Genomic DNA, 13,165 nt, shown 5'->3' on the forward strand with positions numbered 1-13,165 from the left:
GCGGATTGAGCGCACGCACAACGCGGGCCCGACCATCGAATGTCAGTGTGCGGCGGGCTGGAATAGCTCGATCGCATTGCCGGACGGGTCTTCGAGCAGGGTCTGCGAGCCGCCGACGCCGTTGATGATATCGTTGCGGAAGGCGAGCCCGGCGCCCTTCAGGCGCGCAACCTCTTGCTTCAGATCCGGCACCACCAGCAGGATGCGGTTCCACCCTCCCGGCACCGGCCGGCGGCCATCCGGCATCGCCCGTGCGCCCGAGCTCTCCGGCCCGCTCAGCAGAAGCCGCAGATCGCCGCGCGTGACCGAGCAGAAAGCCGGCCGCGCATCCCGTTCAATGGCAAAGCCCAGATGCTTCACGTAGAAATCGATGGAAGCGGCGACATCGTCGACAATATAGCGAACACTGACGGGCGTCATGACCGGGGACCTTTCAGTTTGAGTAGAACGTTTTATTAAAGGCTGCTCATCATCGGCAACGCCCCGGCAGCACTACGACGCCGCCGACACACTATGACCGTCGGTTCGCCAGGGGATCAGGGCAAGCAGACCAGCACTGCCGACCACGGCGAAGACAGCGCCGTAGATGAACACCGCCTCATGGCTTACACGATCCCAGAGCTGTCCGGCGACAACGCTTGCCGCGAGTTCCAGCAGGCCGACCGTGGTGCTGTACCAGCCGATGCCGCTGGCACGCAGCTCTTGCGGCACGAAGTCCGAGGCGAATGCCTTGCCGACTGAGCGGAAGATGCCTTGATAGAACCCGTAGAAGGCAAAAAGCAGCCCGATCAGATAGATGTTCCGGGTCAAGACGAAGCCGAGATAGGCGATCAGGAAGATGACGAAGGACGACAGTAACACGCCCTTGCGGCCGAAGCGGTCCGATAGAAAGCCGGCCGGGTAGGAAATCAGCGCCGCAACGAGATTGAAGCCTGCATAGATAAGAATGGTTGCCTCCAAAGAGGCACCGATATCCTGTGTTTGCAGAATCAGAAACGCATTGCTCGAATTGCCGATGCCGAAGAGAGCTGTCACCAAGAGATAGGTCCAATAGGCTTTGGGAAACTGCCGCAGATTGATGTCGATCTTGGCCTTTGCGGCTACGGCCAGTGGCTGCTCGTGCACCAACACCACCATGAGGAAGGCGAGGAGACCGGGAATGAGCGCGAGATAGAAGATCCAGCGGATATCGACTTTGAGCGCGATGAGAAGCAGCACCGCGAGCAGTGGCCCCAGAAACGCTCCCAGATTGTCGCCAATGCCTTCTAGGCCGAATGCTTTGCCTCGGTGCTCGTCGGCCACGGACGAAGCAAGGAGCGCGTCGCGCGGAGCGGAGCGGAAACCTGCACCGAGCCGATCCACAAACCGCGCGCCCAGGACCATCGGCCACACTGTGGCCACGCCGATCAGCGGTTTGGCGATAGAGGCCAGAAAATAGCCAATGAGGGCTATCGGTTTCCGCTTCTGAAGCCTGTCCGAGAGCCAGCCCGAAAAACCTTGCACGATGTTCTGCGTCGCCTGGGCGATTCCGTCGACCAGACCGACGACGCTCCCGCTTGCGTGCAGGGTCTGGGTTAGGAAGATCGGCAGGATCGGATAAAGCATCTCGGTCGAAATGTCGGCAAACAGGCTCGCCAGCGCCAGAAGCACCGTATTTCGGGAAATCCAGGCGAAGGTTTTCCTTGGCGCTGGCCCAGTCATTGCTTTGCCCTGTTCGGCAATCCGTTTGGCTGAAACGCAACGGCTACCATGTCGGTTGCAATGCGCCACTGCTGAGTGTCCTGCCCCCATCCCGAAGGTCCGCGCAGCAAAACCGATGCCCAAGCGGTCCTTCGATTCGGGATCATGGTCTACGCCCGCCCCATGCGGTTCCAGGCGTCCAGCCCGGCGATCTTGTAGGCTTCGGCCAGCGTCGGATAGTTGAAGGTGTTGTTGACGAAGAAGTCGACGGTGCCGCCGAGATTGATGACCGCCTGGCCAATGTGGATGAGTTCGGTCGCGCCCTCGCCGACAATATGGGCGCCGAGCAGACGGCGTGTTTCGATCGAGAACAGAAGCTTCAGGAAGCCGGTGTTGACGCCCATGATGTGGCCGCGCGATGTCTCGCGAAACCGCGCCACGCCGACCTCGTAGGCAGCACCGCTCTCGCGCACCTGCTCCTCGGATTGCCCGACGGTGGAGATTTCCGGCACGGCGTAGATGCCGTAGGGAAAGGTTTCGGGCGGCGGCGGCAAGGGCACGCCGAAGGCATGGCAGGCGGCCACCCTGCCCTGCTCCATCGAGGTCGAGGCCAGGCTCGGAAAACCGATGACGTCGCCGGCGGCATAGATGTTGGACGCGCTGGTCTGGAAGGTCTGCGGATCGACCTTGATGCGGCCCCTGGGATCGGCATCAATGCCGACCGTTTCCAAGCCCAGGCTGCCGACATTGCCGGTACGCCCTGCAGCATAAAGCACGATCTCGGAACGTATGGTGCGGCCGTCGGCCAGCATCACCTCGGCATAGTCGGGTTTGGAGGCGATCTCCTTGACGGCGCTGCCCAAGCGGATGGTCATGCCGCGGTCGCGCATCTGATGGATGAAGTCGTCGACGATCTCGCGATCGACGAAATCCAACATCGTATTGCGCGGCTCGACCAGCGTCACCGGCACGTCGAGCGCCGAAAAGATCGTCGCATACTCGACACCGATAACACCGGCGCCGATCACCGTCAGCGTGCGCGGCAGGCGGTCGAGCTCCAGCATCTCATCGCTGTCGAAAATCCGTGTTTTGTCGAACGGCACGTCGTGCGGCCGGTGCGGCCGGGTGCCGACCGCGATCAGCGCATGGGCGAAGCCAACCTCGCTGTAGTCGCCGGTGTCGGTGGTCAGGCTGACCTTGTTGGGGCCGAGGAATTTTACCGCGGCGCGCGCACTCTTGACCGTGTTGCGCATGAACTGGTGCTGCAGCACCTCGACCTCATGGTCGAGCGTCTTGTGCAGGCGCTCGACCAGATCGCCGACCGAAATGTCCTGCTTGACGCGGTAGCCGCGTCCATAAAAGCCGCGCTCACGCCAGCCGGAGAGGTTGAGCACCGTCTCGCGCAACGTCTTCGACGGTATGGTCCCGGTATGCACCGAAACGCCGCCGAGACGCCGGCCTCTGTCGACCACCAGCACCGACTTGCCGAGCTTGGCCGACTGCACTGCGGCGCGGCGCCCGGATGGGCCGCTGCCGATGACCAGCATGTCGTAGTCCATGTCGCCCCGTCCCCTCGGCTCGGCACCTTTTGTTGCGCCGCAGCAAGCTAACGCCATCCGCGCCATGAATTCAACAAGTCAGACGACGCCGGGCACTCCGTCACCATATACGGCGGCGAATGGCTCGATCTTGATTCCGCCGCGAACCTTCACCATTTCATCAACAGGCGGCCCGTGCATTAACCCGGGTTCGATTACGAGGAAATGACATGAACGCTCGCGTTCTCGACGGCGATATCATCACCAGCAGGCTCGAAGACGTCCGCGTCTATGAAGGCGTGCGCACGCGGCGCATTCTCGCCTTCGTCATCGATTATTTCATCGTCGCGCTGCTCACCATTCCATTCGCGATCCTGGTGTTCCTGTTCGGGCTGTTGACGCTCGGCCTCGGCTGGATGCTGTTTTCCATACTCGTGCCGGCCGTCGCCATCCTCTACATCTGGAACACGCTCGGCAGTAGAGACCAGGCCACCACCGGCATGAAGATGATGGGCATCCGGCTCGACCGGCTCGACGGCAGCCGCATCGACGGGCTGACCGCCGTCGTGCATTCGGTGCTGTTTTGGGCCGGCAATGTCATCCTTTCGCCGCTCGTCCTGCTGGTGAGCCTGTTTTCCGACCGCAAGCGCACGCTGCACGACCTGCTGCTCGGCACCGTCGTCAGCCGCAGCGGCCGCTGAGCAGACTTTTGAAGCGCGGCCGCAGCCTTTGCGCACAAATGTGAAGACGTCCAATCAACCAGGCTTTCACAATCCTGTTGAATTTTTCGGCGTCCGCGCCAAAGGTAGAGCGATTCGCAGGAGTGTTTTCAAGGCTCGATGACGCAGCACCCGACCCAGTCGCCGCAGTTCTTTCTGACCGCGCCCTCGCCATGTCCCTATCTCAAGGGCCAGTTCGAGCGCAAGGTGTTCACACACCTGGTCGGCGACAAGGCCCCCGAGATGAACGATCTGTTGACGCAGGGCGGTTTCAGGCGGTCGCAGAACATCGCCTACAGGCCGGCCTGCGAGACCTGCCGCGCCTGTGTGTCGGTGCGCATCCTGGCGCAGGAATTCACCGCCAGCCGCAACTTGAAACGGGTCATACAGCATAATTCGGATCTGGTCGGCGCCATGCACGACGCCGAACCCTCCACCGAACAGTATTCGCTGTTCCGCAGCTATCTCGACGCCCGCCACCGCCGTGGCGGCATGTCAGACATGACCGTGCTCGACTACGCCATGATGGTCGAGGATACCCATGTCGACACCAAGGTCATCGAATACCGTCGCCGCGGACCTGACAGCTTCATCACCGGCGAGGGCCAGGGCGAGCTGATCGCCGTGGCGCTCACAGACAAGATGGCCGATGGCCTGTCGATGGTCTATTCCTACTTCAACCCGGACTTCGAGGACCGTTCGCTCGGCACCTTCATGATCCTCGACCACATCGCCCGCGCCAGGGCGATGGGCCTGCCCCATGTCTACCTGGGTTACTGGGTCAACGGCTCGCGCAAGATGAATTATAAGATGCGCTTCCAGCCGCAGGAGCATCTCGGCCCGAAAGGCTGGGAACGCTACAATCACGAAGCGGTTTCGCGCTGATCTTCGCTTTCGGTATTCACTCTTAAGTTGTTTCGAGGAGGATGCCGCTGGGCTTCCGGCCGATCGGCTGGAAAACCGGGCGGTCAATTTTGCGCCTCCAAGCCTACGCGAGAATTGCCGCATGTCTTCCCACAACGACCACCAGAGAGGCCTTCTGATCACCGCCATCGGCGGGCTGACGCTGACCGTCGACATTCCGCTGATCCCGGCTCGCCGACGGCGAGGCGTGGACGATCCTGCTGTTGCGCACCGGCACGACCTTCGTCGCCACGCTTATCATCTGGGCCGCCTGGCGCTCGCTGAGCGCAAAGGCACCGCAGCTTGTGCCGGGCTGGTCAGGGCTCATCGTTGCCGGCCTCTACGGGCTCGGCTCGATCGCCTTCATCACCGGTGTCTACAATACCTCGACAGCCAACCTCGTTTTCATCCTGGCGTTCACAACCATGTTCGCGGCCCTTTTGTCATGGCTGTTCCTGAAGGAGAGGCCACGGCCCCTGACGCTTGCAGCGCTGGCACTGATGATCGTCGGGGTGACGATCATTGTCGGCGATTCCGTTGGAACCGGACATCTCTTCGGCGACCTGATGGCGCTTTGCTCGGCTTTCATGATCGCCGCGGCCATCACCATCTCGCGCGCCAGCGGCAAGGATATGGGCTTCACGGCGCTGATCGGAGTGGTCCTGCCGCTGGCCGTCGCCACCCTGATGGTTTCCAAGGTGGGTTTTCACGTCAACGCGCCATGGTGGATCGTCTTCAACGGTGCCGTCATCATGCCGATCTCGTTCTTCTGCCTCGCCAACGGCCCGAAATACATCTCCGGGCCGTAGGTGGCGATGTTCTACCTGCTTGAAACCGTGCTGGCGCCGGTCTGGGTGTGGATGATCTTCGCCGAAACACCGTCGCGCAACAGCCTGATCGGCGGCGCGATCCTCATCATGACCTTGATCGGCCATTCGCTCTGGCAGTTGCACGAGGGGCGCAAGCGCCGCGCCACGTTCGCCGTCAGTCACCCGGCCTGATTCTTTTTCGCGGCGGCGCGTCCGGCGACAATTTCGATCTGCGGCGGTGCGTCATCGTGCTCCGCCGGTTCGGCGGCAGCGAGCTCATCGGTCAGTTCCACTTCGCGCAGCCATTCGCGCCAGATTGCGACCAGCAGGGCCATCAGCACCGGGCCGATGAACAGGCCGAGAAAGCCCATTGTCTTGACGCCGCCAATCAGGCCGAAAAAGGTTGGCAGGAAGGGCAGCTTTATCGGCCCGCCGACCAGCTTCGGGCGCAATGTCTTGTCGACGATGAAGAGTTCGACCGCGCCCCAGATGAACAGCGCCAGCCCCGCCATCGGCGAGCCGCTGGCGGCGAGATAGATCGACACCAGCGTGAAGGACAGCGGTGCGCCGCCGGGAATCAGCGCCATGATGCCGGTCAGCGCGCCGAGCGTCACCGGCGACGGCACGCCGGCCAACCAGTAAGCGATACCCAGCACCAGCCCTTCGCCGATGGCGATAACGGTCATGCCGGTCACCGTCGAGGAGATTGTCGCAGGCACCACGCGTGAGATCCGTTCCCATCTGGCCGGCAGGATGCGTTCGCCGAGGCGATCGACCTGTCCGGCGAAATGCTCGCCGTCGCGATAGGCGAAGAACAGCGCGATCATCATGAATAGCAGCGTCAGCAAAAGGCCGAAGGCGCTGCCGCCGGCGGCAAGCACGCCGCGATAGATGCTGCCGATATTGGCGCCACTGATCAGCTGGATCAGTTCGCCGATACCGCCGGGGTGGCCAACGTTGACCGTCCATTGTTCATTGAGCCATTCGCCCACCACGGGCATGGTGGCGATCCAGTGCGGCGTCGGCGCACCGTAGCGGTTGGTCTCTATCGCCCAGTTGACCCACTCGCGCACCTCATTGATGGCGTAGGTGCCGGCAAGCGCGATCGGCACCACCAGGAAGGTCAGGATGAACAAGATCGCAAGCGTCGCAGCGATGGTGCGGTTGCCGCCGACGCCGGCGAGCAGCCGCCGATAGAGCGGCCAGCTGGCGAAGGCGATAACCAGGGCGGCAAGAACCGGGAACAGGAAGCCGTGGAAGAAATAAACGCCGGCGGCAACGATCAGCACCAGGAGCCAGCGCGCCGCCGACAGCGGCGGAATGACAGCGGCCCTGAGCGGCGTCGACAGGCCAAACAGACGCTGCTGCCGCTCCGGCTTCTGGATCCTGACTTCCTTCAAGCGGCTATCTCTCCCTGGCCGATCGTATCGCTTATGCCCTGATATAGTGCAGCAATCGTGACGACATTCCAAATGTTTGGGTGGAGCTGCTAATCTCCCCCCTTGAGGGGGAATGTCGCCGAAGGCGACAGAGGGGGTCGGGACGTCCTGACGCGACCTTACCACGAACAAAGGAGGCTGGCGCTTCATGCGCGGGGGCCCCCTCTGGCCTGCCGGTAATCTCCCCCTCAAGGGGGGAGATTACCGCTTCACCCGAACTTGCCAGTCCTCGGGAAACCCTTCGGCACCATGCGGCCGGCCGAGGCGCGGGCGCCGATCCATTCGGCAAGCTCGTCACGCGATTTGGTGAAGGTGCGGTCTGCCGAATCCTGCCAGGACAGGCCGCTTGCGAGCGTGAAGGTCTTGAGGTCGAGGACGCCGCCATCCTTGTATTTCTGCAGGCGCACGCCCTTGCCGCGCCCCATCTCCGGGATCTCGGCCAGCGGGAATACCAGCATCTTGCGGTTCTCGCCGACAATGGCGAGATGGTCGCCGGCGACGCTCACGCAGCGCTGGGCTTCGTCGGGCGCCTTGACGTTCATCACCTGCTTGCCCTTGCGGGTGTTGGCGACGACCTCCTCTTCCGGCACGACGAACCCGTTGCCGTCATGCGAAACCAGCAGCAGCTTGCGCTTGGGATCGTGGATGAAGGCGGTGACGATGTCCTGGTCGTTGTCCATGTCGACGATGATGCGGATCGGCTCGCCATGGCCGCGCCCACCCGGCAGCCGGTCGGCGCCGATCGTGTAGAACTTGCCGCCGGTGGTGAAGACCAACACCTTGTCGGTCGTCTGGGCATGGAAGGCGAGCTTGAGGCTGTCGCCTTCCTTGAAAGTCAGGGTCGAATAATCGGTCAGATGACCTTTCATGGCCCTCAGCCAGCCCTTTTCCGAAACGACGACAGTGACCGGCTCGCGCTCGATCATGGCATGGGCGATATCGGTCAGGTCATGTTCGGGCGCATCGGCGAACTCGGTCCGGCGCTTGCCGATCTCGGTCTCCGGTCCGAATTTCTCACGGATGCTGGCGACTTCCCACTTGATCGTCGCCCACTGTTTGGCGTCGGATGCGAGCAATGCCTCGATCTGCTTCTTCTCGCCGCTCAGGCCGTTGAATTCCTCACGGATCTCGAATTCCTCGAGCTTGCGCAGCGCCCTCAGCCGCATGTTGAGGATGGCTTCGGCCTGGGTGTCGGTGAGTGACCAGCGCGCCATCATCACCTGCTTGGGCTCGTCCTCCTCGCGGATGATCCTGATCACCTCGTCGATGTTGAGGTAGGCGATCAGATAGCCGGCGAGGATCTCCAGCCGCCTCTCGATCTCGCCGAGACGGTGCTTGGAGCGGCGGATCAAGACGTCGCGGCGGTGCTCAAGCCACTCCTTGAGCACGCCTTTCAGCGACAGCACGTTCGGCACCTTGCCGCGCGACAACACGTTCATGTTGAGCGGAAAGCGGCTTTCGAGCTCGGTCAGCTTGAACAGCGATTCCATCATGATGCCGGGATCGACCGAGCGGCTCTTCGGCACCAGCACGACGCGGATGTCCTCGGCGCTCTCGTCGCGGATATCCTCGAGCAGCGGCAGCTTGCGCGCCATCAAGAGCTCGGCGATCTTTTCGATCAGCCTGGCCTTCTGGACGCCGTAAGGGATTTCGGTGACGACTATGTTCCAGGTGCCCCTGCCCTGGTCCTCCTGGCTCCATTTCGCCCTGACGCGAAAGCCGCCGCGACCCGTTTCGTAGGCTTCGAGGATCGAGGCTCGGCTGTCGACGATGATGCCGCCGGTCGGGAAATCCGGACCTTGCACGAAATCCATCAGCTTGGTGACGGGCGCATCCGGATGATCGATCAGGTGAAGCGCGGCGTCGCAGAGCTCGGCCGCATTGTGCGGCGGAATCGAGGTCGCCATGCCGACGGCGATGCCGGACGAGCCGTTGGCGAGCAGGTTCGGGAAGGCGCCGGGCAGCACGGCCGGCTCCTCGTCTTCCTCGTTGTAGGTCGGGCGGAAATCGACGGCGTCCTCGGTGATGCCTTCCAGCAGCAGCGTCGACACTTCGGTCATGCGCGCTTCGGTGTAGCGCATGGCGGCGGCGTTATCGCCGTCGATATTGCCGAAATTGCCCTGCCCGTCGACCAGCGGGTAGCGCATCGAAAAATCCTGCGCCAACCGCACCAACGCGTCGTAGATCGACTGGTCGCCATGCGGATGGAATTTGCCCATCACCTCGCCGACGATGCGGGCGCATTTGGCAAAGCCCTGGTCGGGGTTGAGCCGCAACAGACGCATGGCATGCATGATGCGACGATGCACCGGCTTCAGCCCGTCGCGCACGTCTGGCAGTGCCCGGTGCATGATGGTCGACAGCGCGTAGGCGAGATAGCGCTCTTCCAGCGCCTTCTTCAGATCGACCGGCTCGATATTGTCGCCGCCGCCACTCTCGGGCGGCAAAAGCCTTTTTCCCATGGGCTGGCACTAGCCGAGCGGGTGATTCGCGGCAAGAGGCACCGGTATGCATCCTCCTAAAGCGAGTCGCATTCGACCGGCACCATGCGACGCTTTAGGTCCTTGTTTTGATACATGCCGTTATCGCAAAACCCGCTGCACACTTTTGCGCGACATCCATTATGCAACAGGAATTGGAAGCGTCACGACGCCGGCCAACATCAACCCGTTACATCCTGCTTCTATCGCAAGGCTGATGGATCGGGTTTGCCTTTGGCCGCGATTTTCGACCATTGTGCCGAGGCCCGCCTTTTTCCGGTCCAGTTCGTCACCGAATGGTGACGACGCGACGATTTGAAAAGAATTTCAGGACACTCTCAGGGGAGCTCTCGATGACGATCAGACACTCGACACTTATTAAAAGACTGGCTTTTTCGACCTTTTTGCTGACGTTGCCGCTGAATGCGGCATTCGCGCAGGATACCGCGGTTGCCGACCGGCTGAAGGCTGCCCTCGCCGCCCAGGGCGTCGACCTCTCCTGGACCGGAGTGACCGGCGACACCTCCAGCATGGTTCTGCAAGGCGTAGCCGTCAAACCGGCGGCCGAAAAGGAGGCGCTCAAGATCGGCGACGTCAAGCTCGAAGGCGTGACCGAAGCCAATGGCGGGTATCAAATCGCGACCGTATCGACTTCGCCGTTCGAACACAGCGAAGATGGCGTCACGCTCAATCTCAGCCCCTTCGTCATCCACGACATGACGGTTCCGGCCGACGGCGCAAGCGGCCCGCTGGGCTCGCTGATGATGTACAAATCGGCCGAGCTCGAAAACATGACCGTCAAGGTCGCCGACAAGACTGCCTTCTCGATGGACGGGCTTGCCATCGCGATCACGCCGCCGGCCGACGGCAAGGCAATGGAGTTCTCCGGCACTACGGAAAAATTCGCTGCCGACCTGACCCTGGTCGAAGATCCGAAGTCCAAGGAAGTCATCAACGCGCTCGGCTACCAAAACATAACAGGCAATCTTGAGATGGAAGGCACCTGGCAGCCTACCGACGGCAGGATGGACTTGTCGAAATACGAAATATCGGTCGACAATGCCGGCACGCTCGGCATGACCTTCGAACTCGGCGGCTACACGCTGGACGTCATCAAATCACTGCAGGAGATGCAGAAGAAGATGGCGGCGCAGGCCGAAGGCGCCGACAATTCGGCGCAAGGCATGGCCATGCTCGGGCTGCTGCAGCAGCTTTCGGTCAACAGCGCCTCGATCCGCTTCGATGACGATTCCCTGACCAAAAAGGTGCTCGATTATGCCGGCAAGCAGCAAGGCATGTCCGGCAAGGACATCGCCAACCAGGCCAAGGCGATCGTGCCCTTCGGCATGGCGCAGCTCAACAATCCGGAACTGACCGCGCAGGTTTCGGCCGCGGTCAACAAATTCCTCGACGACCCGCAAAGCATCGAGGTCTCGGCCGAGCCGCCGGCAGCGGTGCCGTTCGCGCTGATCATGGCGGGCGCCATGTCCAACCCGCTCGACCTGCCGAAAACGCTCGGCGTGACGGTTACGGCGAACGAAAACTGACCGAGCTTTCAAGCAAAAGCCCGGCAGCGATGCCGGGCTTTTTTATGAATCCACAGGACCGGTTCGGAGCGTTTCCTAAACCTCTTTCTTCGTCGCAACGACGCGCAGCGACAATTCGCGAAGCTGCTGCGGGCTGGCTTCCGACGGCGCGCTCATCAATAGGTCGTAGGCCTGCTGGTTCATCGGGAACATGGTCACTTCGCGCAGGTTCCTGGCGCCGACCAGAAGCATGACGACACGGTCGATGCCGGCCGCCATGCCGCCATGCGGCGGCGCGCCATACTGGAAAGCACGGTAAAGGCCGCCGAATCGTTCCTCGACGGTTGCGCGGTCCAGTCCGACCGTCTCGAACGCCTTGACCATGGTTTCGGGCAGATGGTTGCGGATGCCGCCTGAGGCGATCTCGAAACCATTGCAGACCATGTCGTACTGGAACGCCTTGATGCCGAGCAGATCCTCGCCGTTAAGCGCATCGATGCCGCCTTGCGGCATCGAGAACGGATTGTGCGCGAAGTCGATCTTCTTCTCCTCCTCGTTCCATTCGAAGAACGGGAAGTCGACGATCCAGCACAATTCGAAGCGATCACGGTCGACAAGGTTGAGCTCCTCGCCGGCGCGGGTGCGCGCCGCTCCCGCGAAGGAGACGAACTTCTTCGGATCGCCGGCGACGAAGAAGGCGGCATCGCCATCGGCAAGGCCGAGTTGTTGTCGGATCGCGTCGGTGCGCTCCTCGCCGATGTTCTTGGCCAGCGGCCCGGCGCCTTCAAGCTTCTCGCCCTCCTTGCGCCAGAAGATGTAGCCGAGGCCGGGCTGGCCCTCGCCTTGCGCCCATGAGTTCATGCGGTCGCAGAAGGCGCGAGACCCGCCGGTCTTGGCCGGAATGGCCCAGACCTCGGCCTTCGGATCGTTGGCAAGGATGTTGGCAAATACCTTGAAGCCAGAGTCGCGAAAATGATCCGAGACGGCCTGCATCTCGATCGGGTTGCGCAGGTCCGGCTTGTCGGTGCCGTATTTGCGCATGGCGACATCATAGGCGATGCGCGGAAACTTCTCCGTCACCGGCTTGCCGGCGGCAAAGGTCTCGAACACCCCCCGCATCACCGGCTCCATGGTGGTGAACACATCCTCCTGCTCGACGAAGCTCATCTCCACGTCGAGCTGGTAGAATTCACCCGGCAGACGGTCGGCGCGCGGGTCCTCGTCGCGGAAGCAGGGCGCAATCTGGAAGTAGCGGTCGAAGCCGGACACCATGATCAGCTGCTTATATATCTGCGGTGCCTGCGGCAGCGCGTAGAAAGTGCCGGGGTGGATGCGCGACGGCACCAGGAAGTCGCGCGCCCCTTCCGGCGACGAGGCGGTCAGGATCGGCGTCGAGAATTCGGTGAAGCCCACGTCGCCCATCAGCTTGCGCATCTCGGCGATGATTTTCGTCCGCGCGACGATGTTCTTGTGCAGCGTGTCGCGGCGCAGGTCGAGAAAGCGGTATTTGAGGCGGATGTCCTCTGGGTAATCCGGCTCGCCGAAGACCGGCAGCGGCAATTCCTTGGCCGCCGACAGCACCTCGATCTCGCGCGCGAAGATTTCGATCTCGCCGGTCGGCAAATTGGGATTCACGGTGTCGGCGAGGCGCGCCTTGACCTCGCCGTCGACGCGGACGACCCATTCGCCGCGCAGGGTCTCGGCAATCTTGAAGGCCGGCGAATCCGGATCGGCAACGATCTGGGTCAGGCCGTAATGGTCGCGCAAATCGATGAACAGCAGGCCGCCATGGTCGCGCACGCGATGCACCCAGCCCGACAGGCGTACGGTCGAGCCGACGTCGAGCTTCCTCAACTGGGCACAGGTATGGCTGCGGTAACGATGCATTGTCATTCTTAAAGTCCGGATGTTGGGTTGCGGCCGAGGCATGATGGCCCAGCCTGAAAATTTGCGCGAAAAGCACATGAGAGGGTGCATTTGTCAAGGCAAGCGGCAGCCGGGTCGAGTTCGCGTTCTTCCCGCCCTATCCCACCGGCATCAATTTATGCTCGAGGCGTCAATCTGAGTTCGC

The 13,165-nt window shown here is 62.1% G+C and carries 9 protein-coding genes and 1 pseudogene; 4 read left to right on the forward strand and 6 right to left on the reverse strand.

Annotation, left to right across the window (positions count from 1 at the left end):
• Positions 1-42: 42 nt before the first annotated feature.
• The 3 genes from NKI17_RS24225 to sthA all read right to left on the reverse strand — a co-directional run bounded on the left by NKI17_RS24225 (position 43) and on the right by sthA (position 3,239).
• A complete protein-coding gene (locus tag NKI17_RS24225) occupies positions 43-420 on the reverse strand; it encodes a VOC family protein (protein WP_352636849.1) in 378 nt (125 codons plus the stop codon).
• 72 nt (positions 421-492) lie between these two features.
• The gene (locus NKI17_RS24230; RefSeq protein ID WP_352575868.1) at positions 493-1,701 is read right to left on the reverse strand and encodes an MFS transporter; all 1,209 of its coding nucleotides are present in this window, start codon (positions 1,699-1,701) and stop codon (positions 493-495) included.
• 149 nt (positions 1,702-1,850) lie between these two features.
• A complete protein-coding gene (gene sthA, locus NKI17_RS24235) occupies positions 1,851-3,239 on the reverse strand; it encodes a Si-specific NAD(P)(+) transhydrogenase (protein ID WP_352622833.1) in 1,389 nt (462 codons plus the stop codon).
• A gap of 209 nt (positions 3,240-3,448) precedes the next feature.
• On the opposite strand from sthA, the gene NKI17_RS24240 reads away from it, so the two are divergent.
• The 3 genes and pseudogenes from NKI17_RS24240 to NKI17_RS24250 all read left to right on the forward strand — a co-directional run bounded on the left by NKI17_RS24240 (position 3,449) and on the right by NKI17_RS24250 (position 5,841).
• Positions 3,449-3,919: an RDD family protein gene (locus NKI17_RS24240; protein WP_352755185.1), complete on the forward strand. Its 471-nt coding sequence runs from the start codon at positions 3,449-3,451 to the stop codon at positions 3,917-3,919.
• Positions 3,920-4,057: 138 nt separating this feature from the next.
• The gene (locus NKI17_RS24245; RefSeq protein ID WP_352906899.1) at positions 4,058-4,822 is read left to right on the forward strand and encodes an arginyltransferase; all 765 of its coding nucleotides are present in this window, start codon (positions 4,058-4,060) and stop codon (positions 4,820-4,822) included.
• 121 nt (positions 4,823-4,943) lie between these two features.
• A pseudogene (locus tag NKI17_RS24250) lies at positions 4,944-5,841 on the forward strand (DMT family transporter).
• Here the strand turns inward: NKI17_RS24250 and NKI17_RS24255 are convergent.
• The gene (locus NKI17_RS24255) at positions 5,829-7,049 is read right to left on the reverse strand and encodes an AI-2E family transporter (RefSeq protein WP_352621043.1); all 1,221 of its coding nucleotides are present in this window, start codon (positions 7,047-7,049) and stop codon (positions 5,829-5,831) included. The pseudogene NKI17_RS24250 and the gene NKI17_RS24255 overlap by 13 nt on opposite strands.
• A 248-nt stretch (positions 7,050-7,297) precedes the next feature.
• Entirely contained in the window at positions 7,298-9,550 is a 2,253-nt protein-coding gene (gene parC / locus NKI17_RS24260; RefSeq protein ID WP_352755183.1) for a DNA topoisomerase IV subunit A, read from the reverse strand.
• 371 nt (positions 9,551-9,921) lie between these two features.
• On the opposite strand from parC, the gene NKI17_RS24265 reads away from it, so the two are divergent.
• A complete protein-coding gene (locus NKI17_RS24265; RefSeq protein ID WP_352906900.1) occupies positions 9,922-11,115 on the forward strand; it encodes an aq_1923 C-terminal domain in 1,194 nt (397 codons plus the stop codon).
• Between the two features lie 75 nt (positions 11,116-11,190).
• Here NKI17_RS24265 and aspS read toward each other — a convergent pair whose 3' ends face one another.
• Positions 11,191-12,981 (reverse strand): aspartate--tRNA ligase, encoded by a 1,791-nt coding sequence (gene aspS / locus NKI17_RS24270; protein WP_023674459.1) that lies wholly within the window; start codon positions 12,979-12,981, stop codon positions 11,191-11,193.
• Between the last annotated feature and the right edge of the window lie 184 nt (positions 12,982-13,165).

This window comes from Mesorhizobium sp. M0816, from assembly GCF_040320005.1.
In the GTDB taxonomy this organism is placed as follows: domain Bacteria; phylum Pseudomonadota; class Alphaproteobacteria; order Rhizobiales; family Rhizobiaceae; genus Mesorhizobium.

Coding starts and splice junctions, on each gene's coding strand:
- NKI17_RS24225 (WP_352636849.1), bottom strand. CDS start 420: ATGACGCCCGTCAGTGTTCGCTATATTGTCGACGATGTCGCCGCTTCC.
- NKI17_RS24230 (WP_352575868.1), bottom strand. CDS start 1,701: ATGACTGGGCCAGCGCCAAGGAAAACCTTCGCCTGGATTTCCCGAAAT.
- sthA (WP_352622833.1), bottom strand. CDS start 3,239: ATGGACTACGACATGCTGGTCATCGGCAGCGGCCCATCCGGGCGCCGC.
- NKI17_RS24240 (WP_352755185.1), top strand. CDS start 3,449: ATGAACGCTCGCGTTCTCGACGGCGATATCATCACCAGCAGGCTCGAA.
- NKI17_RS24245 (WP_352906899.1), top strand. CDS start 4,058: ATGACGCAGCACCCGACCCAGTCGCCGCAGTTCTTTCTGACCGCGCCC.
- parC (WP_352755183.1), bottom strand. CDS start 9,550: ATGGGAAAAAGGCTTTTGCCGCCCGAGAGTGGCGGCGGCGACAATATC.
- NKI17_RS24265 (WP_352906900.1), top strand. CDS start 9,922: ATGACGATCAGACACTCGACACTTATTAAAAGACTGGCTTTTTCGACC.
- aspS (WP_023674459.1), bottom strand. CDS start 12,981: ATGCATCGTTACCGCAGCCATACCTGTGCCCAGTTGAGGAAGCTCGAC.